The following is a 25,396-nucleotide window of genomic DNA, read 5'->3' as shown; positions in this document are numbered from 1 at the left end:
ACGCCTACACCACGATCCCAGCGAGTTTCTCAGCAGGGCCCCGTGATCGGTCAGGGATGTGCGGGGGTGATGTCGGTGTGCGGGAAATCCTCGCCTTTGAGCAGCAGGGGCTGGTCGAGGTCTTTGGCGAGAGCGTAGGCGAAACAGTCGCCCATGTTGAGTTTGGCCTTGGAGTTGTTGCCCTTGCCGTATATCTGGTACGCCTGACGCGCAATCCTGGCCTGATTGGGTGTTACGGGCTCGATGATGAGACTCATCTCGTCGACGAGTGTGTCGAAGGCGTTACGCATGGCCTCACCGCGGTTGTCCGCCACGATGGCCGCTTCGACGTAGTTGACAGCCGAGATGCGACACACGGCCGCGGCGATGGCGTGGGCGAATTGGGTGGCCTCTGGCTCACCGTTGATGACGGCAATGATGGCGCTGGAATCGATGATCATGCGGGAAGGCCGGTGTCCGGGTCATACAAATCGTCAACGGACAGTCGATCCCGGCCGAGGTGGGTTCGCATGTCAGCGGCAATGCTCAGGATGCGTTCGGCTCTGCCGGCGGCTTCGGAGCGGCGTTCCAGCGCATCCAGACGGCGTTCGAGCACTTGAGCGGCGTGCTGGGTTTCCTCGGCCAACCGGATGACCCGGCGGGCGAGGTCATGAAGGGGCTCGTGTTCGAGGTCCACGCTCACCGTCGCTCGACTCCCTCCGCTGCGACGCCTGTGTTGCACCTTCAGCGTAACTGGTGACCGAGCCCTACTGGCGTCGATGGGCGGCATCCGTCCCCTGGCCGGCACCAGAGGCCGCTTCTGGACGCTGTTTTGGGATGGTTTGTGTAACGCTCCACCCCTCTACGCCCGACATCTCAGGGGGCGGCACTCGTACGGGAGGGCGTGTGGACTTCTGGGGGACCATCCTCGTCCTGATCAGACGCTGGTACGTGGCCCTGCCGGCCTTTCTGCTGGCCCTCGGCGGCGCCTTCTACGCGTACAGCACGATCCCGGTCACCTACACCACCACCGCCGTGCTGGTGCTGACCGCGCCGACCAGCGGCGGGATCCTGCCGCCCGACCCCGACCAGCCCGTGCCCGAGGTCAACCCGCTGCTGAACTTCGACCATGGGCTGGACGTGGCCGCCTCCATGCTGATCAGCGTCATGAGCACGCCGGACATGGTGGCCGACATGGGCACGGCCGAGGGCGACACCGAGTACGCGGTCACCAACGGCACCAACAACCTGGAGTCGCTGGCGACCGGGCCGCTGGTGTTCGTCGAGGGGGAGAGTCGCACGCCCGAGGCGTCCGCGGCCATCGTCCGGCAGGTGATCGAGCGGGTCAGGCAGGAGCTCGACGTGCGGCAGCGGCAGGTGCACGCGCCGCCGGAGACGTACATCACGATCAGCGAGGCGGTGCCGCCGACCACGCCCGCGCCCCAGCAGGGCAGGAAGCTCCGCTCGGCGGCGGCGGCCCTCGGCCTCGGCGTGATCGCCGCCCTGACGGCGGCCTTCGCGGCGGAGAGCCTGGCGGCCCCGCTCCGCCGCCGCCGTCCCGGCCCTCAGCCTGAGGAGAGGGAACTGGTCGGCGCCGATAAGGCCGGACCGTGACGGAAACGCGGGACAGGACGGCCGACCCCGCCCTCGGACCGCCCGACCGCGACGGGCGGGCGGATGGGGCGACGGTGGCGGCGGTGTTCGCCTTCGTGTTGCTCGTGGTGCCCGCGCGGCTGGTGCTGAAGTACCTGCCGCTGTCGCTCACGCCCGCGAACGTGGTCAGCCTGGTCGCCGCGCTGCTGTGGCTGTGCGCGCAGTTGACGCTCGCGTTGGGGGCGGCCAAGGGGCGTAATCCGGTACGTACCGCGCTGTTCGCCTACTTCACCGCCATGCTCGCCACGTACGGCTTCGCCACGGCCGGCCCCATGGAGTCGGACGAGCTCAACCTGGCCGACCACTCGTTCGTGCTCGTGGTGGCGATCGTCGGGCTGGCGCTGACCGTCTGCGACGGGGTGCGCGGGCTGCGGCGGCTGGACTTCGTGCTGAAGACGCTCGTCGTGGCCGGCGCGGTGATCGCGGTGATCGGCGCGCTCCAGTTCCTGTTCTCGATCGACCTGACCCGGTTCATGGAGCTGCCGATCCTGCGCTACACGACCGAGGGCGACGCGTTCGTGCTGGAGCGGGCCGATCTGCGGCGGGTGGCCGCCACCACCGGGCATCCGATCGAGTTCGGCGTCACCTGCGCGATGCTGCTGCCGCTGGCCGTGCACTACGGCGTGCGGGCGCGGGCGCTCCGGGAGCCGTCGCTGCGCTGGTGGGCGTGCGCGCTGCTGATCGGGTGCGGGCTGATGTTCTCGGTGTCCCGCTCGGCGATGCTGAGCCTGGCCGTGGTGGGCGTGGTGCTGTTCGCGGGCTGGCCGGTCAGGCGGCGGCTCCAGGCGCTGGTGGCGGCGGCCGGGTTCCTGGTGGCGGTCCGCATAGCCGTGCCGGGGCTGCTGGGCACGTTCGTCGGCCTGTTCACCGACCTCGGCAACGACGAGAGCATCCAGTACCGCACCCACGACTACGCGGTCGCCGCGCAGCAGATCAGCCGCCACTTCTGGCTCGGCCGCGGGCTCGGCACCTGGTACGCGCCCAAGCACCAGATCTTCGACAACCAGTACATCCTGTCCATGGTGGAGACCGGGCTGATCGGCACGGCGGCGTTCGCCGGGCTGTTCCTGGTCGCGTGCTACGCGGCGCTGCGGTCGCGGTTCCTGAGCGCCGACCCCGTCACCCGCGACCTCGGGCTCACGGTCGCCGCCTGCCTGGTGGTGCCTCTGGCCGGGTCGTTCACGTTCGACCTGCTGTCGTTCCACACCGTGACGGGGATCTCGTTCCTCCTGGTCGGCGCGGCGGGAGCGCTGCTGCGCGCGGTACGCGCCGATCAGCTCGCGCCCTCGCAGGCCAGCGGGCCGACGATCGAGGTGACCCGATAGTTCGCGTCGATGGTCACCAGTTCGTTCCCGGCCCAGTCGGCACGGCCGCACTCGGAGTCGACCGGGCCGTACACCCACGACTTGTCGACGAGCTTGTTGCCGCGCACGACCTGCTTGCCGCGCGCGTTGCGCACCTGGATGCTGAACGTGCCGCCCATCACCAGGTTGTCGGTGACCACGACGTCCTCGGACTTCTCGTCCACCAGGAAGATCGGCGCGGTGATGTGCTCGGCCTCGCGCTGGTCGACGGTGTTGTGGTGGAAGGTCAGGCCCTTGCCGCCGTTGTAGGCCTGGATGCCGTCGGAGTGGTCGCCGGGGTTCGAGCAGAGCTTCACGTACGAGTCGCGGATGTCCACGGCGTCACCGGAGACGCGGAAGCCGTCGCTGTGGCCCTGGACGAGCACGCGGGTGGCGGTGTACTTGTCGTGGCCGATCGCGGGCAGCGGGCCGCAGGTCCTCGTGGTGCCGACGGTGGTGTCCGTGATCGTGAACCGGAACGAACGGTCGCCGTCGGCGTTGGTGACGTGCCCGTCGATGACGCTGTTCTTGATGGTGACGTCGTCGGCGTGGACCAGCAGGGGGCCGCGGATGTGCACGCCGTCGAGCACGGCCCCCGGTGTCTGGACCTTGTACGCGACGTCCTCGGTGTTGAGCGGGACCTCGGTCAGCCGGACACCCTTCGGCGCGCCCGTACAGGCCGGGGTGGGATGGTCAGGGCAGGAACTGCCGTCGGGCCTGACGATCGACGCCGACGGACTGGGCGCCGGCGGCGCGACCGTCGGCCGCGGCTCCGCCTGACATGCCGTCAGCAGCACCACCATCGAGATGACCACGACGGCCGCACGGCCCGGAACCGGTGTGGTGGGGTGGGCGCTCACGGGCATCACCTCTCAGCCGCCGAGCCGGCGCGACAGGTCGGCCCAGGAGCCCGCGCGCAGGTCGCGGTCGCTCACTTCGGTCACCGGCAGGGGCCACGCTATCTTGAGATCCGGATCGTCGTACCGGACCGCGAGATCCTCCGCGGGGTCGTGCTCGCGGTCGATGCGGTAGCAGGTGTCGGCGGGTTCCGTCAGCGCCTGGAAGCCGTGCAGCAGCCCGGGCGGCACGTACAGGACGGTGAAGTCCTCGTCGTCCAGCCGCACCGCCATCCGCCTGCCGAACGTCGGCGAGCCGGGCCGGGCGTCCACCAGCACGTCGTGGATCGCCCCCCGGGCGCAGCGCACCAGCTTGGCCTCACCCTGGCCACCACGCCCGTGCAGCCCTCTGACGGTGCCCCGGACCGACCTCGACTGGCTGTCCTGGATGAACGTCTCCGGCTTCAGCCCCGCCTCGGCGGCCACGGCGGCGTCGAACGTCCGGGTGAACAGGCCGCGCCGGTCCCGGTGCGGCACCGGCCTGAACAGCAGAACCCCGTCGATCTCGCCCGATTCCACTCTCAAGCTGTCTCCTTCCGAAAGGCGGTGTGATGAAGCCGACGGTCAGCGTGGTGATCCCGGCCCACGACGAGGCAGGCGTGATCGCGGCGAACCTGGACACGTTGCTGACGGGGACCGGGCCCGGCGAGTTCGACGTGATCGTGGTGGCCAACGCCTGCACGGACGGCACCGCGCGGGCCGCCGCCCGGCCGGGCGTGCGGGTGCTGGAGACCTCGCGACCGGGCAAGGTGGAGGCGCTGCGCCTGGGTGACGCCGCCTGCCGCGCCTTCCCGCGCGTCTACCTGGACGCGGACGTGCGGCTGGACGCGAAGTCGGTGCGCGCGCTGGCCGAGGCGGCGTCCAGGCCGGGGGTGCTGGCCTGCGCGCCGGTGCCCGAGTGGGACCTGGCGGGGACGGGGCGGGTCGTCCGGCGGGTGCACCGGGTGCACGACCGGCTGATCGCGCCGTCCCGGGCGCTGGCGGGGGTGGGGGTGTACGTGCTGACCGAGGAGGGACACCGGCGGGTGTTCCCGCTGCCCGACGTGATCTCCGACGACGGCTACGTGGACGGGTCCTTCACCGGCGGCGAGCGCGTGGTGGTGACCGAGGCCAGGTCGGTCGTCCGGCCCGCCCGCACGGTCCGCGCCCACCTGGCCCGCCGGGTGCGGGTCAGGCAGGGCAACCGGCAGCTCGCCGGCCTCGGCCTGCCGGCTCGCTCGCTGCGCGCCGGAGCCCTGCGCGACCTCCTCGCCGCCCGCGAGGTGAGCGCCCTCGACGCCGCCTGCTACCTGACGGTCCTCGCCGCCGACCGCGCCCTCACCCTCCTGAGAGGCGGAAGGACAACCTGGGGTACGGACACCGGCACCCGAAGCGGACAACCCGCGTAGCACGGCAGGGGTCACCGGGGGTCCGTGGCGGCTTCGTAGGCCGCGAGGAGGGCCTTCTTGGAGTGGGTCCACGACAGCGGCCCCGTCACGCGCTCCCTGCCGATCTCGCCCATGCGGCGTCGTTCGGAAGGGTCGTCCAGCAGCCGCGCGATGAGCTTGGCGAACTCCGACTCGTCGTTGGCCGGCGCGTACAGGGCCGCCTCGCCCGCCGACACCCGCGCCTCCCGCAGCTCGAAGGAGACGATCGGCCGGGCCATCGCCATGTACTCCATGACCTTGTTCATGGTGGAGACGTCGTTGAGCGGATTCAACGGGTCAGGCGACAGGCACACGTCGGCCGTCGACAGATAACGCATCAGGTCCGGGTCCGGGATCCGCCCGGTGAACTCGACGGCCTCGCCCAGCCCCAGCTCGCGGGAGAGCGCCACCATCGCGTCGAAGGTGTCGCCGCCGCCGACGAACACCGCGTGCCAGTCGGTCCGCCCGTGCTCGTCACGCAGCCGCGCCAGGCTGCGCAGCGCGTAGTCGACCCCGTCCTGCGGCCCCATCACGCCGAGGTAGCACAGCAGGTGCGGCTTGCCGCGCCGCAGCTCGGGCTCGGCAGGCACCTGGTGGAACCGCTCCACGACGGGCGCGCTGCGCACCACGAACACCTCGCCGGGCAGCTTGCCGCCGCGTGACAGCGCCACCTGCCGGTAGCTCTCGTTGGTGGCGATCACCACGTGCGCGGCCCGGTACGTGCGCCGCTCCAGCCACAGCACGGCCCGGTACAACAGGTCGCGCCCCCGGCCGAAGCGCGACAGGTACAACTCGGGCACCAGGTCGTGCTGGTCGAACACGAACCGGGTACCTCTCATGGCCCGCGCCACCAGGAAGAACAGGTCGGGCGGGTTGCACCCGTGCACCACGTCGAAGCGCCCGAGCCGGCGGGCGATGCGGAAGGTGTGCCACAGCGCCGACCCGTACTCGCGCAGGTAGCCGACGGGTCCGCCGGTGGCGGCGCGGAGCGGGTAGCGGTGGATGCGCACGCCGTCGATCACCGCCTCGGCCTCGCGGTCCTGCTTGGCGCCCATCGGGCAGATGACGTGCACCTCCCAGCCCGCCTCGCGTAACGCGGCGCTCTCCTGCCAGACGCGGCGGTCGAGCGGGACGGAGAGGTTCTCGACGAGGATGAGCGCTCTACCAGCCAATGCCCACGTAATCCCTTCTGTCCCGGTGTGTCGCGGCTCCCGGCACGCGCACGAGGTCGATCACCTTGCCGCGGAAGCCGTCGAGCCCGTCCAGCACGGCCGGATCCGTGCTGCCGATCACGCACACCTCCGCGTGGTCCAGCACCTCGGCCACCGAGTCGGCGAGCAGGTCGCCCAGGTGCGGCAGCCGCTCGGCGATGTACTCGCGGTTGGCCCCCATCAGCCGCGACATCGACACGTTGGCGTCGTAGATGCGCAGGTCGTAGCCCTTGCCGAGGAGCCGTTCCGCCAGCTCCACCAGCGGGCTCTCGCGCAGGTCGTCGGTGCCCGGCTTGAACGACAGCCCGAACAGCCCGACCTTGCGCAGCCCCGGCGCGGTGACCAGGTCGAAGGCCCGCCGCAGGTGCGCCTCGTTGGCGGGCAGCACGTGCGACAGCAGCGGCACCGACACGTCCGCCTTGCGCGCCGCGTACACCAGGCCGCGCAGGTCCTTGGGCAGGCAGGAGCCGCCGAACGCGAACCCGGGCCGCAGGTAGGCCGGGCTGATGTTGAGCTTCCTGTCGGCCAGGAACACGTCCATGACCTGGTACGAGTCCACGCCGAGTGCCTGGCAGACCGCGCCCAGCTCGTTGGCGAAACCGATCTTGACAGCATGGAAGGCGTTGTCCGCATATTTCGTCATCTCGGCCACCGGGATCGGCACCCTGAACACCTCGCCCGGCAGCCCCTCGTACAGCCCGGCCACCACGTCCCCGCTGGCCGGATCCGACTCCCCGATCACCGTCTTCGGCGGCGCGAAGAAGTCGCGCACGCTCGTGCCCTCGCGCAGGAACTCCGGGTTGACCGCCACCCCGAAGTCCGCGCCCGCCCGCAGCCCGGAGGACAGCTCCAGGATCGGGATCAGCAGCTCGGCGCAGGTGCCCGGCAGCATGGTGCTGCGGAAGACCACGACGTGCCCGGGGCGCAGCGCCCGGCCGATCTGCTCGGCGACCCGCTCCAGGTAGGCGGTCGACAGGCTGCCGTTCGGCGCGGACGGGGTGCCGACGCAGACGAGGGAGAGGTCGCTGGACCCGACCGCCGCGGCGGCGTCCGCGGTGGCGCGCAGCCTGCCCTCCCGCACGGCCCGCTCGACCAGCTCGCCGATGCGTTCCTCGACGATCGGCGCCCGGCCGCCGTTGACCAGCTCGATCTTGGCGGGGTTGACGTCCACGCCCACGACCTCGTGGCCCATCGAGGCCAGGCACGCCGCCGACACGCACCCCACGTAGCCGAGCCCGAAGACGCTGATCCGCATGGCTTCCCCCGCCTGAAGAGCGTGCTGGACCGTGCAGAGGACGTTCGCGATCTTCCCCGCCTCCACCGGATATGTCGGGGATGTCCGTTGGAACGTTACGGATGTGTCCGAGTTCGGACAGATCTCACCATCGCCCGTGCCCGGGTCATCGCCACCGCCGCCGCCCGCCGCGCCGGATTCCGCGTCACCAACCCCTGGCACACCCAGGTCTCGCCGGTCTTGGCCCGCCGCTTGTACTCATCCTCACCCCGGCCGAGGTCGATCCGGTCCACGCCGAGCGTGGGCGCGGCGGCGACCAGCTCGCGCAGCAGCATCCAGCCGGGTGACAGCCGGGCGAACTCCGGGTCGTACACCGGGAACCACCAGTGCAGCACCCCGCCCGCGCGCAGCCCGAAGTGCGCGGCCACCAGCCGGGGCCCGGCGTGCAGCGTCGACAGCACCCCGCCGAACGACCCGTCGCGGGCGCCCAGCAGGCTCTCCAGCAGCCGCACCCGGTCCGGCTCGGCGAAGTAGTCGGCCGCGCCGGTGGCCGCGTACTGCGCCCGCTTGAGCGCGATCACCAGCGCGAGCGCGTCCCGGTCCCGCGAGTCGGCCTCGAACTTCACGGTGCTGTGCTCGCGCTCGGCCTTCGCGGCCCGGCGACGCGCCTGGTTCATGTTGTCCCTGCCGCTGCGCGAGGCCCGCCCCAGGTAGCCGGGCAGCCCGCCGGTGACGTCCAGGTACGGCGACGGCCTGCGGCCCAGCACCCACGGCCCGAACCCGGGCGCGGCCTCCACCAAGTGGTCGAACACGTACGCGCCGGTCCCCCTGGAGAGCAGCCCGAGCGGCCGGAAAGGCGTCCCGGCGGCGAGCACCGGCCCCTGGAAGTCCGCGCCCGGCCAGCCGGCCGGCCGCAGCACCCGCCCGTCGCGGTGGTGCGGCACCAGCGCGTCGATCCCGCCGTCGCGCGTGCTCACGGCCACGTGCACGGGCCGCCCGCTCGCGTGCACGGCGGCGGCGAAACCGGGATGGAAGTACGGGCTGTCCAGCGCGGGGTTGGCGGCCCGCAGCGCGTGCCAGGCGTCGAGCTCGGCGGCGGAGAGCCCGTCGAACGGCACGGTCCGCATGGCCGGAGCGCGGCTCATTGCGGCAGCGCCGTCATCCGGCGCGACGGCCGCACCAGGGCCGCGACGGAGGCGCGCGAGGTGCGCCGGCCCGCGAGCGCGCGCACGGACTCGCCGCCCAGCACCGCCAGGTAGTAGGCCAGCCCGGCCAGCGGCCCGTGCCGCCGCCGGTACAGGCGCACCTTGTTGACCACCAGCAGGGCGGCCAGCGTGGGGTCGATCCCCGAGTCGCCGCCGATGTGCTCGATCACCGACGCGGGCTCGTACCAGGTGGTCCAGCCCAGGTCGGCGGCGCGCAGGCAGAAGTCCGTCTCCTCGCTGTAGAGCAGGAACGACTCGTCCCAGGGCCCCACCTCGCGGATCACCCGGGGCGAGATCAGCATGGCCGCCCCCGTCGCCCAGGCGTACGCCCCCGGCCGCGCGTAGTCGCGCGGGTCCGTCACCAGCTCGCCCAGCCGCCCGACGCGGCCCGCCAGGCTGCCGCCGATCACCGCCTCCACCAGCGCCCGCCCCACGGTCGGCCGCCTGCGCAGCGACGGCTGGAGCGAGCCGTCCGGGTTGACCATGTACGGCACCGCGATGCCCCGGCCCGGCTCGCGCAGGCACGCCAGCAGCGGCGCGACGGCCCCGGGCCGCAGCCGGCAGTCGGGGTTGAGCACGTACACGCCGTCGACCGCGTCCAGGTCGAGCGCCGCGATCCCGGCGTTGACCGCCGCCGCGTAGCCCGCGTTCCTGCCGGTCTGCACCACCCTGACCGGCGGCCCGGCCCGCTCGGCGACCGCTACGGAGCCGTCCTTCGAGGCGTTGTCGGCCACCACCACGTCCACGAGTTCAACGCCCTCGGCCCCGGCGGCGAGCGAGTCCAGGCAGCCGCCGAGCACGCCTTCGCTGTTGTAGGTGACGATCACCACGGCGACCCGGCCCATCAGCGCATCCGCTTGTAGAGCCGCGTGGCGAGCTTGGCCGCCCGTCGGGGGAGCGACGGGCCGCCCAGCACCCGCGCGATCCAGCCGCGGTCCAGGTCGTGGCGGAGGCTGGTGCGCGGCTGCAGCCAGGAGCCCGGCCGGGCGCGGCCGCCGTCACTGGTGTACGCGCGGGTCACGCCCATGCGCCTGAGCCGGTTCAGCACCAGCCGGTCGTAGGAGCCGAACGGGATCGCCACCCGCGAGACCGGCTCGCCGACGAGCTGCCCGAGCAGGTGGTGCGCGGCCGACAGCTCCTCGGCCGCCTCCCGCGTGCCCAGCGTGCGCCAGTCGCGGTGCGCCCAGCCGTGCGAGCCGATGCGCATGCCCGCGCCGAGCAGTTCGCGCACCCCGTCGGAGTCCAGCCGGCCCGGCTCGCCGAGCAGCCCGGCCAGCACGAAGAACTCGGCCTTCAACCCCCGCTCGACCAGCCTGGGTAACGCGATCTCCACGTCGGACAGGTTCGCGTCGTCGAACGTGAGCCGCACGTCGGGCCGGCCCGCCACGGCGTCCACCACCTGCTCGAACTGGGCCACGCTCACCCAGGTGTCTCCCTCGCCCGGGTCCAGCTCGCGGGTGGTGCGGCCGATGCCGTGCACGGTCAGGTTGGTCACCGCACGCATCCCGCCCCCTGCGTCAGTAGTCGCCAGGAGGGATATCGGCGTCCGAGATGCGGCGTTACAGACTTTCTGCGTACCAAGCGACGGTACGGCGCAGTCCTTCCTCCAGCTTCGTGGCCGGTCGCCAGCCCAGCACCCGCTCCGCCGGGCCCGGGTCGGAGCGCTGCGTCCGGTCCAGCGGCCGGGCCGCGACCGCGCCGAACCGGGGCCGCGCCGCGCCGCCCACCACCCGGGCGAGCAGCTCCACGGTGTCGCGGATGGAGACCGGCTCGGCCGTGCCGACGTCGAGCACCTCGCCGGCCGCCCCGCCCGCCCCGGCCAGCACGAACGCGTCCACCACGTCCTCCACGTACACCCAGGTCACCATCCTGGTGCCCGAGGTCAGCTCCGGGTCGCGGCCGCGCAGCAGCTCCAGCGTCGCGTACGGGATCAGCCTGGACGTCTCCCGCTGGCCCGGCCCGTACACCATCGCCACCCGCAGCACCGACACCGGCACCTGCCAGAGCGCGTGGAACATGCGGGCGTAACCGGTGGCCGCCGCCTTGGCGGCGGCGTACGGCGAGCCGGGCGCGAGGCCGTCGCGCGGCTCCTCCACCGACCCGGCGAGCACCACGCTGCGTACGGGGGAGCCGGTGACGGCGGTGAGCAGGTTGACCGCGGCGGTGAGGTTGGCCGCGAGCGTGGGCGCCACGACGTCCGGCTCCCGCACCCCGGTCACCTCGCTGGCCAGGTGGAAGACCACCTCGGGGGCGGTCTCCGCGACCAGCTTCGCGGTGGCGGCCGGGTCGCCCAGGTCGGCGGCGTGCCAGCGCTCGCCGTGCCCGGAGACGTCCGGCGGGCGGCGGCTGACCGCGTGCACCCGCGCCCCCAGCCCCGCCAGCCGCCTGACCAGGTGCGCGCCGATGAACCCCGTCGCGCCCGTCACCAGCGCCGGCGTGCCTTCCCACATGTGCGCCTCCTAGTCGTGCCGTTCGGGTTCGGGGATCGGCCCGCCGGTGTCGTGCCACACGTTGCCGCCGCCGTCCGCGAGCTCTGACTTGGTGCTGAGCAGGATCGGGCAGTCGTACGCGGACGCCCGGCCGAACCGGTTGCCGGTGACGTGCTGGCCGCGCAGCGGGCGGCCGAGCGGCGTGTGGTCGATGTTCACCACGCACGCGCCGCCGTCCAGGTAGTTGTCCTCCACGCGCAGGTCGTCGGCCGAGGACTGGACGGCGGCGTTGGGGTCGCGGGTGGTGGACAGGTCGATCGTGTTGTGCTCCAGCGTGACGCCGGTCTGGTCGGCGAACGCCTGGACGCCGTCGTTGTGGGTCGGGCCGCCGCCCTGGTCGGGGTCCTCGGGGAACCAGCTCAGGTCGTGGATGTAGGAGTCGCGGACGAGGGTGCCCGTGTGCGCCTTGATCCCGTCCACGGTGCCGGTGAACTCCGACCTGAGGATGCTGGTGTGCGCGGCCCAGATGCCGTCGACCGACGGCGACGGGTGTGCCGCCCGGAATTCGGAGTCCTCGATCACCGTGTCACGAGCATGCTCGGTGTCGAGCAGCGGCCGCACCCGGTCGGCCTTCCCCCCGAGAAACCGGCACTTCCTGAACGTGACACCCCGCCCGGTCACCGTCACGAACCCATGGAACTCCCTGCCCTCCACCACCTCCCCATCAACGGCGAACGTCCGATCCCCAGCCACCACCACAAGTTCCGTCCCCACCGGCACCCCGGTACTACCCGCATCCGGAAACCCATCCGGCACCCACCGCCCAGCCCCGGTCTCCCCCTCCGTCACCACCGCTCCGTCAGTCACTGCCGCCCCCTCAGTAGCCCTCGCCCTCTCCAGCGGCTTCTCCCGCCCTTGCTCAGCCACCAGCACCGCGACCACCACCAGCGCGACAACCCCCACCGCGCCAACCCCCCACCACACCTTCACCCCGGCATCCTCACCCGAGACCAACCCTCCACACCAGATCCCCCACCACCCCGGCGGATGCGATTGCCGGGGCTCGCGCCAGATTGCACCAAGGCCCCACCGCACCTCACCAGCGGGCTCGCCGTGCGGGAGTTCGCGCCGGATGGCGCCCATTTCCAGCCCCACTCCGCTGCTCTGGCGGAGGCGGTTGCGGCGGCTCGCGCCGGACTCCTCGCCCCGCTGCTCCGGTGGAGGTGGCTGTGGGATCTCGCGCAAAATCTCCCCCACGCCGTTCCGTTGGAGGTGGTTGAGGGCTCGCCTTGGACCCCGCGCACCTCCCGCCTCCCACCGCTCCAGCGGGAGGCGGTTGTGGTGGAGCTCGCGCGATCACCCACGCTCCACCGCACCGCCCTGGCAGGTGACCGTGGGGGAGTTCGCGCCGGATGGCACCCATTTCGCGCCCCGCCCCACCTCGCCTCACCGCTCCGGCGGAGGCGGTTGAGGCTGCTCGCGTTGGATCCCGCGCGCTTCCCGCTGCTCCGGTGGAGGTGGTGGCGGTGGATCGCGCCAGATCTCACCCCCAGACCGCTCCGGTGGGGGCACTGTGGGGAGCTCGTGCGGACACGGTGGTGCTCCGCCGTTGCGGGGTTCGGCGGAAGCCCACGCTCGGCGAGGGGAGCGCGAGCGGGGGCGGTTGTGGGGCGTTGCACCGGTATCCCGCTCACGTCACGCCTCGCTGGATCCGGAGGAGGCGGCTGTGGGGGAAGCGCCGTACCGTGCCGGATCCAGAGGAGGTGGCTGTGGGGGAAGCGCCGTACCGGGGGTTCCCCCTTGTGGTGGGTCAGCGGGGGCGGCGGGCGCAGTGGGGGCAGCCTGAGGTGGGGCGGCGGGTGGGACGGTGGTGGTGGTCGGCGCGGGTGAGGGTGAGGGAGGCGTCGCTGGTGAGGATCGCCGCCTCCAGCCGGCGCAGTTCGGGCGAGGGTTCCAGGCCGAGGTCGTTGGTGAGGATGTGCCACCCGTCGCGGTAGACCTCCAGCGCCTCCGCCTGCCGCCCAGCCCGGTACAGGGCGAGCATCAACTGACCGCGGAACCGTTCGCGCAGCGGATGTTCACGGACCAGCCCGGTGAGCTCCCCGACGAGGTCGGCGTGCCGGTGCAGCCGCAGGTCGGCGTCCACCCGGTCGGCGAGCGCGGCCAGCCGCTCCTCCTCCAGCCGGGTGGCCTGGGCGTGCAGGAGCGGCAGGTCGTCCAGCCCCGACAGCGCCTGCCCGCGCCACAGCCCCAGCGCCGCCCGCAGCAGCTCGCCGCCCTTGCCCACGTCACCGCTCTTGAACGCCTGCCGCCCTTCCTTGACCAGTTCCTCGAAGCGCCACGCGTCCACCGCTCCCGGTGGCACCCGCAGCAGGTAACCGGCCGAGTCGTGGACGATCTCCGCCTCCGGCCCGAGAGTCCGCCTGAGCCGGAAGAGCTGCAGCCGCAGCCGCCGATGCCCGGCGTCCGCGGCCTCCCCGCCCCAGAGCGCGTCGATCAGCGCGTCGCTGCGCACCACCCGGCCCCGATGGCAGAGCAGCAGGGCCAGGAGCGTGCGCTGCTTGGCGGAGCGCACGGGTAAGCGCTGGCCTTGCGAGACCACCTCCAGCGCACCCAGAATTCCGAACTGCATGGGCTCCCCTTCCCGTGCCGTTCCCGATCCCTCAGTTATAGAGCCAACACTTGCCGTCACCTTGCCTGTTTTGCGGGAAACCTCCTTGAAACCCGAGTGAAACCCGCCGTCCGCACACTCGGGGCTTGCCGACGACGGATTGCTCGGCATTTCTACGGCTTATCGGGGGCCAGGGCTTAGACGGGTGATACGAGTGGGTTCTTTTCGGCTGTCCAAGAACAAAAATCTGGTACGTTCCAGCAGAATGCTCGCGCTGGCCGGCGTAGTCACGCTCGTTTCGGGGCTATTCGTAGCCCATTCAGAGCCGGCCGAATCCGCGCCCAAAGACCGGTCCCACAGCCACGCCCCGCTGCGCGGCGAAGTGGAACGTCCCAAAGTGGAAATACCGGACCCTTTGCCGAAAAAGCAGGGCAAAGTGAAGCTCGACCGGTCCGCCCGCGCCGCCACCACGGCCGAGGCCCTCGCCGCCGCGGCCACCGACAAGGTCGAGTTGCGCGCCCTCGTCATCGCCGTGGACGGCGACGACTGGGGCGAGGACACCTGGAAGGCCACCCTGGACCGGGTGGGCGCCGCCTACGACGTCCTCCACAGCAGGACCGAGCCGCTCGCCGACCTGATCGCCGCCGACGGCACCGGCCGCTACAACGCGATCCTGCTCACCAGCAACAGCCTGCTCTACGAGGACGGCGGCTCCTATCTCAGCGGTCTCGACGCCGACGAATGGAACGCTCTATGGGCGTACGAGCGCGACTACGGCGTCCGCCAGGTGTCGCTCTACACCGCGTACGGGACCTGGCCTGAGGACTACTGCCTGCGGGCCGGCAGCGAGGGCGGCGTCGGCGACACGCCGATCAGCACCGCGCTGACCCCGGCCGGCGCGGGCGTGTTCGACTACCTGCGCGGCGGCGTGAACGTGCCGATCTCGCTGTCGTACCTCTATCGCAGCACGATCGCCGCCGGCTGCGCCGCCGACCCGCTCATCACCAGCGGAACCGACGTGCTGGGCGTGCGCAGCACCTCGACCGACGGCCGCGAGCGGGCCGCGCTGACCTTCACCTCCAACCAGTACCTGCCGCAGGCCGACCTGCTCACCTTCGGGCTGTTCCGGTGGGCGACCAGAGGGCTGTACCTGGGCGAGCAGCGCCACTACCTGAACGCCGACGTGGACGACTGGTTCAGCTACACCGACCACCTGCTCGCCAACGGCACCGTCGACTCCGATCCCGGCTTCCGGATGAGCAGGAACGACGCCGTCAGCACGTACCAGCAGCAGAACTCCTTCCGCACCGCGCACCCGCTGGCCGGCGGCTTCAAGCTCAACATCGCCTACAACGGCGACGGAGCCGGCCTGAACGTGCCCACCCTGTGCCTGCTGCCCCCGCTGCTCACCGACGGGCTGACCGCGTACTCGCGCTGCCGCGCGTCGTCGTTCACCTGGATCAACCACACGTTCAGCCACCCGAAGATGAACGACACCGACTACGCGACCAGCTACGCCGAGATCGAGGACAACCTGACCATCGGCTCCGCGCTCGGCTTCACCGTCGACCCGACCGTGCTCAAGACCGGCGAGTACTCGGGCCTGGGCGTCTACCACCCGGACCCGGACAACGACATCGACCCGCCCACCGACCACGGCCTGGCCGCGTCCAACGCCAACCTGCTGCAGGCCGCGGCCGACCTGGGCGTGAAGTATCTCCACGGCAACATGTCGTTCGCCAGCCACCGGCCCGCGTGCTTCAACTGCGGCATCCGCCACCCGCTGAAGCCGTCGGTCATGGTGGTGCCCGACTGGCCGACGAACATCGCGTACCACACGACCACGCCGGCCGAGCAGACGCTGTTCTACAACTCCTACTACGGCCCGAACGGCAGGTTCCCGTACTGGCCCGTCGACCAGACCTACAGCCAGGTCCTCGACCACGAGAGCGACGTGGCCATGCAGCACGTCATGTCGGGATCGGTGTACACGCACACGTTCCACCAGGGCAACCTGCGCAACTACGGCGGCAACAAGAACCTGGTCTTCGACTGGCTGAACGCCGTGATGGCCAAGTACGAGAGCTACTACGGCGTCCCGCTGCTCACCCCCGACTGGGGCGGGCTGGCCGGCTACGTCGAGGACCGGACCGTCCACTTCGACGACCTGGCGGACGTGCGCGCCGTGTACGACAGGACAGCCGGGACGATCACGTTCACCGCCTCGGCCGACGCCGAGGTGTTCGCCACCAACGCCGCCGCGGCCGGCGCGGCCACGTACGGCACCGACAAGATCGCCCACCTCGACCTGGCCGCGGGCGTCCCGCTCACCGTCAACGCGAGCGTGCGCCCGTGAAAGTGACGCTCGTGTCCGAGGGCACGTACCCGTTCGCGATGGGCGGCGTCAGCGTGTGGATGGACCAGCTCATCAAGGGCATGCCGGACTACCGGTGGGACGTCGTCACGATGACCGTGGACGGCGCCGAGCGGCCGGTGTGGGATCTCCCGCCCAACCTGGAGCAGGTGATCAACCTCCCGCTGTGGAAGGGCGGCCACCGGCGGTCCGGCCGCCCGCCCGGGCGGGAGTTCGCCGAGGCGTACGAGCGTTTCCTGCAGATCGTCCTCACCCCCGCCGTCATGGGCGCGGGCAGCGCGGAGTTCCTGTCCGTGCTGGAGTCGCTCTACCGGTACGCGCACGACGGCGGCGACCTGGTCGGCGCGCTCGTCGCCAACGACTCGCTCAGCCAGCTCATGGACGCGTGGTACTGGAACAGGACCGACGGCATCAACCTGGCCGACGCGATCGTGGCCGCCGACCTGATGGGCCACATGCTGCGCCCGCTGGCCGAGCCGCCGCTGCGCACCGACCTGACCCACGTGGCCATGAACGGTCTCAGCATGCTCGTCGCGATGACCGCCAAGTGGCAGCACGGCACCCCGGTCGTCCTCTCGGAACACGGCGTCTACCTGCGCGAACGCTACCTGCAGTACGTCCACGAGCCCGTCTCGCACGCGGTCAGGGTGCTGCTGCTGAGCTTCTTCCGCAGGCTGGCCGGCGCCGCCTACGTGGCGGCCGACCGGATCGCGCCGCACTCCTCGTACAACCGGCGCTGGCAGCTCCACAACGGCGCCGACCCTGACCGGATCCGGGTCATGTACAACGGCGTCGACCCTGACGACTTCCCGCTCGCCGAGACCGAGCCCGACGAGCCGACGCTGGTCTTCATGGGCCGGGTGGACCCGCTGAAGGACCTGCACACGCTGATCAGGGCGTTCGCCATCGTGCACGACAAGATCCCGAAGGCGAAGCTGCGCATCTTCGGCGGCGTGCCCGCGGGCAACGAGAGCTACCACCAGAGCTGCCTGGAGCTCATCGACGAGCTGGACCTGGAGGGCGCGGCGGTGTTCGAGGGCCGGGTGTCCACCCCGGTCGACGCCTACCACGCGGGCAGCGTCGTCGCGCTGACCAGCATCTCCGAGGGCTTCCCCTACACCGTCGTGGAGGCCATGGCCTGCGGCAGGACCGTGGTGTGCACGAACGTCGGCGGCGTCGCGGAGGCGGTCGCCGACGCCGGGCTGATCGTGCCGCCGCGCGACCACGTGGCCGCCGCCGACGCCGCCGTGCGGCTGCTCCAGGACGCGCCGCTGCGCCGCCGCCTCGGCGCGATCGCCCGTGACCGCGTCCTGGAACGTTTCACGCTCCGGCAGTCGCTGGACGACTACCGCGCCGTCTACACGGAGCTGTGGCCGTGACGGCGGCCAGGGACGACGGACAGGCGCACCCGATCGACGCCCTCATCGAGCCCATGGACGCGAGCCTGGCCCGCGCCGTGGAACCGCTCCAGGTGGCCGCCATCCTGGAGAGCGAGGGCCTCAACGACAAGATCGCCCGCGAGCGGTACGGGCACACCGACGTGTTCTCGCTGGCCGAGACCGCGTTCTCGCGGGTGGCGGCCAAAGCCGTGCCGCCGGTGCCCGACGCGCCGCTGCGCCGGGCCAGGCCGACCGCGCAGATCCTGCACGGCCTGCTGTACGGGCTGCCCGCGGCGCTGCTGCCCGCCGCCTCCGGCCTGGTCGGGACCCAGTGGCTGATGCCGGGGCTGGTGTTCACCACCGGGATCGGCTGGGTGCTCGGCAGCTCCGCCGCCCAGATCGCCTACACCCTCATGGGACGCGGCTGCCCGCGCTCGGCCGGGCGCGTGCTCCGCACCGGGCTGGTGACCGGCGTGGGCTGCGCGGCGCTGACGGCCACCGGGCTGGCCCTGGGCATGGGCGCGCCCGTGGCGCTCGTCGCGCTCTGCGTCACACAGATCGCGTTCCAGATCTCGTCCGGGATCCTGCTCTTCTACCGGCGCGAGGCCTGGCTCGCCGCGATGATGATGCCCGCCGTGCTGGCCGGGATCGGCTACATCGGCGTCGCCGACCGCTTCGTCGGCCTGCTGACCGTCTGCCTCGGCGTGATCTGCGTCGCCGCCGTCGTCGGCGCCGCGATGCTGCTCACCCTCGCCACCCCGGACAAGGGGGAACAGCCCGCCGCCGAGCCGCCGCTGCGCACGCTGCTGCGCGCCAACCTGCGCGGTCTGCCGCCCGCCTTCCTCTACAGCCTGCTCACCGCGCTCTTCCTGCTCCAGGCCGAGGCCAGGTACGTGCTCGACAGGAGCGACATCGCCATCGCCGGCGCCGGGCTGGTGCTCGGCATGGGCGTGCTGGAGTACCGGGCGCACGTCTTCGACGACGACGCCAGGGCGGCGATCCGGCGGGTGAGCTACCCGGCCGAGTTCACCTCGCACGGCCGGTGGCTGCTCGCCAAGGGCGTGCTCGCCTGCCTGGTCACGCTGTCCGTGCTGTCGGCGCTGCCGCTGGCGTTCCTGCACGCCACCGGCCGGCTGTCGGACGCCAGTGTCGTCATGGCTGCCGCGCACGTGGTCGTCGGGACCGCCTACTTCGTGGCCTTCCTGCTGGCCAACCAGGGCAAGGTCAGGCACCTGTGCGCGGCGCAGGCGCTCGCCCTGGCCGTCCATCCGGGGGCGCGCCCGTTGTTAGCCGGCGCGCCGCCGGTCCTGGCCGACGTGCTGCTCTTCCTCGTCGCCGGCCTCGTCTTCTTCCTCATCCTGCTCGTCCCGATGGCCGTGAGCCTGCGGGACGTGCAGCGGTATCGCTGATCCACAGGAGGGAACCAGCATGCACGTCGTCATACTCGCGGGCGGCAAGGGGGTCCGCCTGCGCCCGTACACCTCCGCCCTGCCCAAGCCGCTGGTGCCGATCGGTGAGGAGTACGCGATCCTCGACATCATCCTCCAGCAGCTCACCCATCAGGGGTTCACGCACGCCACGCTGGCGGTCGGCCACCTCAGCCCGCTCATCCGCGCGTTCGTCGGCGACGGCTCGCGCTGGGGGCTGTCGGTCGACTTCACCGAGGAGCTCGCTCCGCTGTCGACGATCGGGCCGCTGTTCCCGATCAGGGACCGGCTGCCGGAGCACTTCCTGGTGATGAACGGCGACGTGCTCACCACCCTGAACTACGCCGACCTGCTGGCCCGGCACGTCGCCTCCGCGGCGCCGCTGACCGTGGCCACCTCGCCGCGCGTCGTCAAGATCGACTTCGGCGTGCTGGAGGCCAGCGGCGGCCGGATCGTCGGCTTCCGGGAGAAGCCGCTGCTCAGCTACCTGGTCAGCATGGGCGTGTACGCGCTGTCCAGGGACACCATCGCCCACTACCCCGAGGGGATGCCGTTCGGCTTCGACGACCTCGTCCTCGACCTGCTCGCGCGGAACAGGCCGCCCGGCATCTACGAGTTCGACGGCTACTGGCTCGACATCGGGCGGCCCGACGACTACGACGAGGCCAACGCGCGCTTCGACGAGATCAGGCCGCAGCTGCTGCCGTCCAGGGATCCGGTGCGATGACGGACGTCCTGCTCTTCGGCGCGTCCGGCTTCCTGGGGCGGCAGGTCAGGGACCTGCTGACACGGGACGGCCGGGTGTCCGGCCTGCACTGCCCCGGCCGGGCGGACCTGGACCTGCTCGCCGCCCGGCCCGCCGACGTGGCCGGCCTGCTGCGCGCCGTCCGCCCGTCCGTCGTGCTCAACTGCGCCGGGCGGATGTCCGGCGGGTACGACGAGCTGATGCGGGGCAACGCGCTGGCCACCGCCGTCATCATCGAGGCGATGGCCCAGGCCGCGCCCGGCGCCCGGTTCGTCCGCCTGGGCTCGGCCGCCGAGTACGGGCCGACTCCGCCCGGCCACGCGGTCCACGAGCAGGACCCGGCCCGGCCGGTCAGCGGCTACGGCATCAGCCACCTGGCCGGGACCCAGCTGGTCGAGCAGGCCGCCGCCGACGGCCGGGTCGACGGGGCGTCGCTGCGGGTCTTCAACCCGGTCGGGCCGGGCCTCACCGGCGAGAGCGTGCTCGGCCGGGCCCGCGACCTGCTCGCGAGCGGGGTGCGCGACCTCGACCTGGGCCCGCTCGGCGCGTACCGCGACTTCGTGGACGTGCGCGACGTGGGCCGCGCCGTCGTGAGCGCCGCCTTCGCGCCCGACCTGCCCGAACGGGTCTTCAACGTGGGCGGCGGCCGGGCCGTCCCCGTCCGCGAGGCGATCGCCCTGCTCGCGGGCGAGGCGGGCTTCACCGGCGAGATCCGCGAGAGCGCACCCCCCGCCGGCCGCTCGGCCACCGTCACCTGGAGCCGCGCCGACCTCACCCGCATCGGGAACGTCCTCGGCTGGCAACCCGAGTTCCCCCTGCCCGACTCGATCAAGGCCATGCTATGAGCGCCCCAAGCCTCACACCGGCTTCCTCCCGCCCGAGCCTGCCGGTAAGGGCGAAGGGGGAACGCGAGCCAGGCGGTTCCACACGACCGCGCCCGTCGGCGGGTGTGGTGTGGGGACGCAGGTCGAAGGGGTTCGCGCGTTCGCTTCTGCGATCTCCGCGATCTCTCGCGTCGGGTGGGTTCCCGCGGCCGGGTCCTGAGGTCCGGGGGCGCGCGTCGGGCCGTCCTGCGCGGCCGCGTGTGTCGGTGGCGCCGGTGTTGGTGGTCGGGGCGGCGTTGGTGGTGTTGGGGGGGTGTGTCCGGGCTGCGCCCGCGCCCGCTGAAGGGCGGGGGGCGCCGGAGTTGGGGGATGTGGCGTCGTTCACGTATGTGCTGCAGGGGTATCCGAAAGGGCTGCTGGACGGGGTGGCGCGGGCGCCGCAGCGGCTCGCCGTCGTCGATCTGTCCCGTGACGGCACCGTCGCGGGGTACTTCACCCGCGACGAGATCGCCCGCGTACGCGCCACCGGGAAGCTGGTGCTGGCGTACTTCGAGATCGGCTCCATCGAGGAGTTCAGGACGGACTTCGCCGAGGTCGACCAGGACCTGCTCCTGCACACCTGGCCCGACTGGCCGGACGAGCACTTCGCCCGCTACTGGGAGGAGCGCTGGTGGGAGCAGGTCGTCCGCCCTCGGCTCGACCGGGCGCTGGAGACCGGCTTCGACGGCGTCTACCTCGACACCCCGCTCGCGTACGAGGAGATCGACCTGGCGAGGGTGCCCGGCGAGACCCGCGCCACCCTCGGCCGGAAGATGGCCGACCTGGTCATCCGCATCAGCCGCCACGCCAAGGAACGCCGCCCCGGATTCGCGATCGTCCCGCAGAACTCCCCGGAGCTGCGGCACTTCCCCGGGTACGCGGACGCGATCGACGGCATCGGCATGGAGGAGCTGTTCTTCCGCGCCACCGACGACCCCTGCCGCGAGGAGTGGTGCGACCAGAACCTGGCCGACACCCTCGCGCTGAAAGCCCTGGGCAAGGCCGTGCTCGCCACCGACTACGCCGTGGACCCGGCGAACGTCGAGGCCGCCTGCGCCCATTACCGCAGGCACGCAATCGCGGGAAACGTCACCGTGGTCGACCTCGACCGCGTCAGCCCGCCTTGTGCATCCAAGTGAGAGGAAAGGAGCGTCCGATGCCGAAGACAGTCGGCGTGGTAGGCATGGGCTACGTGGGGCTGACGCTGACCGCGGCCATGGCACGCAACGGCTACACCGTGGTCGGGGTCGACACCAGCGCCCCCGTGGTCGAGGCGCTGTCCAGCGGCCGCGTCCACGTCTACGAGCCGGGGGTGGCGGAGACCTTCGCCGAGCTCCTCGGCGAGCGCATCTTCGTCGGCGACCACCTGCCCGCAGAGCCGCTCGACGCGATCATCCTGTCCGTGTCCACGCCGGTGGACTTCCCCACGGGCACCCCACGGCTGGAGAACCTGGCCGCCGCCGCCGAGGAGGTCGCTCGCCGGTGCGACCCGGACACGCTGGTCGTGGTCCGCAGCACCGTCCCGATCGGCACCAGCCGCGACGTCGTGCTGCCCGCCCTGGCCGCCCGCTGGGCCCGCCCCCGGCTCGTCATGGCGCCCGAGCGCACCATCCAGGGCCAGGCGCTGCGCGAGCTGGTCGAGCTGCCCCAGGTGATCGGCGGCCTGGACGAGGAGAGCCTGCGCGCCGGCGTCGAGCTGTTCGCCGGGCTGGCCGACCAGATCGTCCCCGTCTCCAGCCTGGAGACCGCCGAGATGGTCAAGCTGTCGAACAACTGCCACACCGACGTCATCTACGCCTTCGGCAACGAGCTGGCCCTCATCGCCGAGCAGCACGGGCTCGACCCGCTGGAGGTCATCAGGGCCACCAACCTCGACTATCCCCGGCCCGACCTGGCCAAGCCCGGCTACGTGGGCGGCGGCTGCCTGACGAAGGACCCGTACCTGATGCTCGCGAGCATGTCGCGCAGACCGTACCTGGTGAGCCGGGCGCGGGCGCTCAACGAGAGCCTGCCCGGCCACGTCGCCGAGCGGGTCGTCGGCCTGGTCCGCGAGGAGTTCGGCCGCACCGAGGGGGTCCGGCTGTCCGTGCTCGGCTGGGCGTACAAGGGCTGGCCCGCCACCGACGACATGCGCGGCACCCCGATCGCGGACATGATGCCCGTCTTCACCGCCGCCGGGCTGACCGTACGGGGGCACGACCCGCTGGTCGCCGACGAGGTCATCCGCCGTTACGGCGGCGAGCCGGTCAGCCTGGACAAGGCGTTCGCCGACGCCGACGCCGTGATCGTGATCAACGACCATCCGGACTACCGGGAGATCGAGGTCGACGACAAGCTGGCCGGCTCGGGCGTGCGGGTGCTGTTCGACTCGTGGCGCATCCTCGACGAGGCCGCCGTCACGGCGCGCGGCGTCCGCTACGCCGGCATCGGCTACCGCACGAAGGGGCGCGTGTCATGAGGGCACTGCTGCTCGGCGGCGCCGGGTTCATCGGACTCCACCTGGCCGCGCGGCTGCTCGAAGCCGGGCACGAGGTCACCGTGGTCGACGACTTCTCCCGTGGCCGCCGCGACCCCACGCTGACCCGGCTCGCCGGCCAGGCCGAGATCAGGTCGGCCGACCTCACGGACCCGGCCTCGTACGCGGCCCTGGAGCATCGCTGGGACCACGTCTACATGCTCGCCGCCGTGGTCGGCGTGCGGAACGTCGAGTCCGACCCGGCCCGGGTGATCAGGGTCAACACGCTGGCCCTGATGCACCTGCTCGACTGGATCGCCCCCGGCACGCGGCTGTTCTTCGCCTCCACCAGCGAGGCGTACGCGGGCGGCGTCAGCGCCGGCGTGGTGCCCGTGCCCACGCCGGAGAGCGTGCCGCTGATGATCGAGGACGTCGGCTCGCCGCGCCACACCTACGCCATCTCCAAGATGCTCGGCGAGGCGGCGGTCCTGCACACCGCCCGGGCCAGGGGGTTCGCCGCCGTCGTCGGCCGCTTCCACAACGTCTACGGCCCGCGGATGGGCGCCGACCACGTCATCCCCGAGCTGTCGCTGCGCGCCATGCGCGGCGAGGACCCGTTCGACCTCTACGGCGCGGACCAGAGCCGGGCCTTCTGCCACGTCGACGACGCCACCGACGCCGTGATCACGCTCATGGACACCCCCGAGGCGGCCGGCCGGATCGTGCACATCGGCGACGACACGGAGGAGACCAACATCGGCGACCTGGCCAAGCTCGTGCTGCGGATCGCCGGGATCAGCCCCGCCGTCCGCGAGCTGCCCGCCCCGGCGGGATCGGTCGCGCGCCGCTGCCCCGACCTCACGCTGCTGCGCCGGCTCACCGGGTACGAGCCGCGCGTCCGGCTGGAGGAAGGCGTGCGCAGGACGTACGCCTGGTACCGGGAGTCGTGGACGACATGACCAGGCCGATCGCGTTCTACTACGGGGCGGGGGAGGTGGACCGGCTCTCCGGCTTCGACATGGTCGTCCTGCAGGCCGACTTCTACTCGCGGACCGAGCTGGACCTGTTGCGCGAGCGCGGCGTGCGGACGCTCGGCTACCTGTCGCTGACCGAGGACGTCGGTCCGCCCGCGCCGTGGCACCGGGAGGAGCGCAACCCCGACTGGGGCGGCGCGTTCGTGCACGTGGGCGACCCGCGCTGGGTGGCGCACGTGGTCGACCAGGCGGTCCAGGCCATGGACAAGGGCTTCCACGGACTGTTCCTGGACACGCTCAACATCGAGCACAACTACCCGGACGACCTGCCCCACCTGCTGCTGCTGATCGCCGCCGTCCAGGAGGAGGCCAGGCCCGGCTACCTGCTGGCCAACCGGGGGTTCGGGCTGCTGCCCGAGCTCGCCGACCTGGTGGACGGCGTGCTCTTCGAGTCCTTCTCGGCCCGCTGGGTGGACACCGAGAGCTACGCGCCCTGGCCTGACGACGTGCTGGAGGCGCACGCTACCGTCGCCGAACGCCTGCTCGGCCTCGGGCTCGACCTGTACGCGCTGGACTACGCCGACAGCGACGAGCTGACCGACTTCGCCTGCCGCCGGGCCAGGGAGTTCGGCATGCTCTGCTTCGTCAGCGACCGGGTGCTCTCACGCATCTGAGGCGCCGCCGGGGATCCGGCGGCGCCTCAGGAACGGCATGGTCAGCCGATGCGCCAGGTGTCGCCGCCCATCAGCAGATCGGCCAGATCGCCCTGGCCCTTCTGCGCCACGGCCTCTTCCAGCTGGCTGGTCATCAGCGTGTCGTAGGCCGGGCGGTCCACGCTGCGGAAGATCCCGATCGGTACGTGGTCGAACGCGGGTTCGTCCAGCCGGGACAGCGCGAACGCCACCGACGGGTCGGGGTTGTGCGCGTCGTGCACCAGGACCCGGTCCTGTTCGACGCTGTCGCGGGGGACGACCTCCAGGCTTCCGTTCGCGGCCCGGATGACGGCCTTGGAGGCCGAGGCGATCGGCCGGCCGTGTTCCAGCTTCAACGTGATGTCGTCGCGCAGCTCCGGGTCCTTGAGCGGTTCGAAGGCGTTGTCGTTGAAGATGTTGCAGTTCTGGTAGATCTCCACCAGGGACGCGCCCCGGTGCGCGGTCGCCTCCCGCAGCACCGCCTGCAGGTGCTTGCGGTCCGAGTCCAGGGTGCGGGCCA

24 protein-coding genes and 1 pseudogene are annotated in these 25,396 nt (G+C 71.9%); 12 read left to right on the top strand and 13 right to left on the bottom strand.

Features of this window, described 5'->3' with window-relative positions; all coding sequences use genetic code 11:
• Positions 1-50: 50 nt before the first annotated feature.
• The gene (locus tag ABD999_RS12950) at positions 51-440 is read right to left on the bottom strand and encodes a type II toxin-antitoxin system VapC family toxin (RefSeq protein ID WP_271274851.1); all 390 of its coding nucleotides are present in this window, start codon (positions 438-440) and stop codon (positions 51-53) included.
• Positions 437-682: a hypothetical protein gene (locus tag ABD999_RS12945; RefSeq protein ID WP_271274852.1), complete on the bottom strand. Its 246-nt coding sequence runs from the start codon at positions 680-682 to the stop codon at positions 437-439. The genes ABD999_RS12950 and ABD999_RS12945 overlap by 4 nt, the downstream gene beginning before the upstream one ends.
• 203 nt (positions 683-885) lie before the next feature.
• Here ABD999_RS12945 and ABD999_RS12940 point away from each other — a divergent pair, with 203 nt between their 5' ends.
• Both ABD999_RS12940 and ABD999_RS12935 read left to right on the top strand, forming a co-directional pair.
• On the top strand, positions 886-1,593 hold the full coding sequence (locus ABD999_RS12940; protein ID WP_271274853.1) for a GumC domain-containing protein: 708 nt from the start codon (positions 886-888) through the stop codon (positions 1,591-1,593).
• Complete coding sequence (locus tag ABD999_RS12935; RefSeq protein WP_271274854.1) at positions 1,590-2,957, top strand: O-antigen ligase family protein; 1,368 nt, start codon at positions 1,590-1,592, stop codon at positions 2,955-2,957. Before ABD999_RS12940 ends, ABD999_RS12935 begins: the two co-directional genes overlap by 4 nt.
• Here ABD999_RS12935 and ABD999_RS12930 read toward each other — a convergent pair.
• Together ABD999_RS12930 and ABD999_RS12925 are read right to left on the bottom strand one after the other, a co-directional pair.
• Positions 2,906-3,835, bottom strand: coding sequence for a hypothetical protein (locus ABD999_RS12930; protein ID WP_271274855.1), 930 nt, complete (start codon positions 3,833-3,835; stop codon positions 2,906-2,908). The two genes, ABD999_RS12935 and ABD999_RS12930, sit on opposite strands and share 52 nt — an antisense overlap.
• A 12-nt stretch (positions 3,836-3,847) precedes the next feature.
• On the bottom strand, positions 3,848-4,390 hold the full coding sequence (locus ABD999_RS12925; protein ID WP_261809117.1) for a dTDP-4-dehydrorhamnose 3,5-epimerase family protein: 543 nt from the start codon (positions 4,388-4,390) through the stop codon (positions 3,848-3,850).
• A 32-nt stretch (positions 4,391-4,422) separates the two neighbouring features.
• On the opposite strand from ABD999_RS12925, the gene ABD999_RS12920 reads away from it, so the two are divergent.
• Positions 4,423-5,259, top strand: coding sequence for a glycosyltransferase family 2 protein (locus ABD999_RS12920; protein WP_271274856.1), 837 nt, complete (start codon positions 4,423-4,425; stop codon positions 5,257-5,259).
• An 11-nt stretch (positions 5,260-5,270) separates the two neighbouring features.
• Here the strand turns inward: ABD999_RS12920 and ABD999_RS12915 are convergent, their stop codons facing one another.
• From ABD999_RS12915 to ABD999_RS12880, 8 genes are all read right to left on the bottom strand, one after another.
• Positions 5,271-6,449, bottom strand: a complete 1,179-nt coding sequence (locus ABD999_RS12915; protein ID WP_271274857.1) for a glycosyltransferase family 4 protein — start codon at positions 6,447-6,449, stop codon at positions 5,271-5,273.
• The gene (locus ABD999_RS12910; RefSeq protein WP_271274858.1) at positions 6,439-7,743 is read right to left on the bottom strand and encodes a nucleotide sugar dehydrogenase; all 1,305 of its coding nucleotides are present in this window, start codon (positions 7,741-7,743) and stop codon (positions 6,439-6,441) included. The genes ABD999_RS12915 and ABD999_RS12910 overlap by 11 nt, the downstream gene beginning before the upstream one ends.
• A 95-nt stretch (positions 7,744-7,838) precedes the next feature.
• Entirely contained in the window at positions 7,839-8,867 is a 1,029-nt protein-coding gene (locus tag ABD999_RS12905) for a GNAT family N-acetyltransferase (protein WP_271274859.1), read from the bottom strand.
• Positions 8,864-9,772, bottom strand: coding sequence for a glycosyltransferase family 2 protein (locus ABD999_RS12900; protein WP_271274860.1), 909 nt, complete (start codon positions 9,770-9,772; stop codon positions 8,864-8,866). Before ABD999_RS12900 ends, ABD999_RS12905 begins: the two co-directional genes overlap by 4 nt.
• Positions 9,772-10,431: a polysaccharide deacetylase family protein gene (locus ABD999_RS12895; RefSeq protein ID WP_271274861.1), complete on the bottom strand. Its 660-nt coding sequence runs from the start codon at positions 10,429-10,431 to the stop codon at positions 9,772-9,774. The genes ABD999_RS12900 and ABD999_RS12895 overlap by 1 nt, the downstream gene beginning before the upstream one ends.
• 55 nt (positions 10,432-10,486) lie before the next feature.
• Entirely contained in the window at positions 10,487-11,377 is an 891-nt protein-coding gene (locus tag ABD999_RS12890) for an NAD-dependent epimerase/dehydratase family protein (protein WP_271274862.1), read from the bottom strand.
• 9 nt (positions 11,378-11,386) lie between these two features.
• Positions 11,387-12,130, bottom strand: coding sequence for a hypothetical protein (locus ABD999_RS12885; RefSeq protein WP_271274863.1), 744 nt, complete (start codon positions 12,128-12,130; stop codon positions 11,387-11,389).
• Positions 12,131-13,166: 1,036 nt separating this feature from the next.
• Positions 13,167-13,988, bottom strand: coding sequence for an AfsR/SARP family transcriptional regulator (locus ABD999_RS12880; RefSeq protein WP_187281598.1), 822 nt, complete (start codon positions 13,986-13,988; stop codon positions 13,167-13,169).
• Positions 13,989-14,403: 415 nt separating this feature from the next.
• On the opposite strand from ABD999_RS12880, the gene ABD999_RS12875 reads away from it, so the two are divergent.
• From ABD999_RS12875 to ABD999_RS12835, 9 genes are all read left to right on the top strand, one after another.
• Positions 14,404-16,323 (top strand): Agd3-related carbohydrate deacetylase, encoded by a 1,920-nt coding sequence (locus ABD999_RS12875; protein ID WP_271279889.1) that lies wholly within the window; start codon positions 14,404-14,406, stop codon positions 16,321-16,323.
• On the top strand, positions 16,320-17,720 hold the full coding sequence (pelF, locus tag ABD999_RS12870; RefSeq protein ID WP_271279888.1) for a GT4 family glycosyltransferase PelF: 1,401 nt from the start codon (positions 16,320-16,322) through the stop codon (positions 17,718-17,720). The genes ABD999_RS12875 and pelF overlap by 4 nt, the downstream gene beginning before the upstream one ends.
• Positions 17,717-19,129 (top strand): hypothetical protein, encoded by a 1,413-nt coding sequence (locus ABD999_RS12865; protein ID WP_271279887.1) that lies wholly within the window; start codon positions 17,717-17,719, stop codon positions 19,127-19,129. Before pelF ends, ABD999_RS12865 begins: the two co-directional genes overlap by 4 nt.
• A gap of 19 nt (positions 19,130-19,148) precedes the next feature.
• Positions 19,149-19,874 (top strand): sugar phosphate nucleotidyltransferase, encoded by a 726-nt coding sequence (locus ABD999_RS12860; protein WP_148036466.1) that lies wholly within the window; start codon positions 19,149-19,151, stop codon positions 19,872-19,874.
• Positions 19,871-20,737 carry an NAD-dependent epimerase/dehydratase family protein gene (locus tag ABD999_RS12855; RefSeq protein WP_219544923.1) on the top strand — a complete coding sequence of 289 codons (867 nt, stop codon included), beginning with the start codon at positions 19,871-19,873 and terminating at the stop codon, positions 20,735-20,737. The genes ABD999_RS12860 and ABD999_RS12855 overlap by 4 nt, the downstream gene beginning before the upstream one ends.
• A 350-nt stretch (positions 20,738-21,087) precedes the next feature.
• Entirely contained in the window at positions 21,088-21,894 is an 807-nt protein-coding gene (locus ABD999_RS12850) for a glycoside hydrolase family 191 protein (protein ID WP_271279886.1), read from the top strand.
• Between the two features lie 17 nt (positions 21,895-21,911).
• Complete coding sequence (locus tag ABD999_RS12845) at positions 21,912-23,213, top strand: nucleotide sugar dehydrogenase (RefSeq protein ID WP_271279885.1); 1,302 nt, start codon at positions 21,912-21,914, stop codon at positions 23,211-23,213.
• Complete coding sequence (locus ABD999_RS12840; protein WP_271279884.1) at positions 23,210-24,169, top strand: NAD-dependent epimerase/dehydratase family protein; 960 nt, start codon at positions 23,210-23,212, stop codon at positions 24,167-24,169. The genes ABD999_RS12845 and ABD999_RS12840 overlap by 4 nt, the downstream gene beginning before the upstream one ends.
• Complete coding sequence (locus ABD999_RS12835; protein WP_271279883.1) at positions 24,166-24,858, top strand: endo alpha-1,4 polygalactosaminidase; 693 nt, start codon at positions 24,166-24,168, stop codon at positions 24,856-24,858. Before ABD999_RS12840 ends, ABD999_RS12835 begins: the two co-directional genes overlap by 4 nt.
• Positions 24,859-24,899: 41 nt before the next feature.
• Here ABD999_RS12835 and ABD999_RS12830 read toward each other — a convergent pair.
• A pseudogene (locus tag ABD999_RS12830) lies at positions 24,900-25,396 on the bottom strand (2-oxoacid:ferredoxin oxidoreductase subunit beta); the annotation flags it as partial.

It is taken from the genome of Nonomuraea ferruginea (assembly GCF_039540635.1).
Taxonomy (GTDB): domain Bacteria; phylum Actinomycetota; class Actinomycetes; order Streptosporangiales; family Streptosporangiaceae; genus Nonomuraea; species Nonomuraea ferruginea.
Note: the sequence above shows the minus strand (reverse complement) of the source record. Positions and strands in the feature narration are given on the sequence as shown.

Bases quoted from the DNA above. Each gene is read 5' to 3' on its own strand.
- ABD999_RS12840 (WP_271279884.1), top strand. From the start codon at position 23,210: ATGAGGGCACTGCTGCTCGGCGGCGCCGGGTTCATCGGACTCCACCTG.
- ABD999_RS12900 (WP_271274860.1), bottom strand. From the start codon at position 9,772: ATGGGCCGGGTCGCCGTGGTGATCGTCACCTACAACAGCGAAGGCGTG.
- ABD999_RS12835 (WP_271279883.1), top strand. From the start codon at position 24,166: ATGACCAGGCCGATCGCGTTCTACTACGGGGCGGGGGAGGTGGACCGG.
- ABD999_RS12895 (WP_271274861.1), bottom strand. From the start codon at position 10,431: ATGCGTGCGGTGACCAACCTGACCGTGCACGGCATCGGCCGCACCACC.
- ABD999_RS12860 (WP_148036466.1), top strand. From the start codon at position 19,149: ATGCACGTCGTCATACTCGCGGGCGGCAAGGGGGTCCGCCTGCGCCCG.
- ABD999_RS12845 (WP_271279885.1), top strand. From the start codon at position 21,912: ATGCCGAAGACAGTCGGCGTGGTAGGCATGGGCTACGTGGGGCTGACG.
- ABD999_RS12920 (WP_271274856.1), top strand. From the start codon at position 4,423: ATGAAGCCGACGGTCAGCGTGGTGATCCCGGCCCACGACGAGGCAGGC.
- ABD999_RS12950 (WP_271274851.1), bottom strand. From the start codon at position 440: ATGATCATCGATTCCAGCGCCATCATTGCCGTCATCAACGGTGAGCCA.
- ABD999_RS12910 (WP_271274858.1), bottom strand. From the start codon at position 7,743: ATGCGGATCAGCGTCTTCGGGCTCGGCTACGTGGGGTGCGTGTCGGCG.
- ABD999_RS12880 (WP_187281598.1), bottom strand. From the start codon at position 13,988: ATGCAGTTCGGAATTCTGGGTGCGCTGGAGGTGGTCTCGCAAGGCCAG.
- ABD999_RS12905 (WP_271274859.1), bottom strand. From the start codon at position 8,867: ATGAGCCGCGCTCCGGCCATGCGGACCGTGCCGTTCGACGGGCTCTCC.
- ABD999_RS12890 (WP_271274862.1), bottom strand. From the start codon at position 11,377: ATGTGGGAAGGCACGCCGGCGCTGGTGACGGGCGCGACGGGGTTCATC.
- ABD999_RS12855 (WP_219544923.1), top strand. From the start codon at position 19,871: ATGACGGACGTCCTGCTCTTCGGCGCGTCCGGCTTCCTGGGGCGGCAG.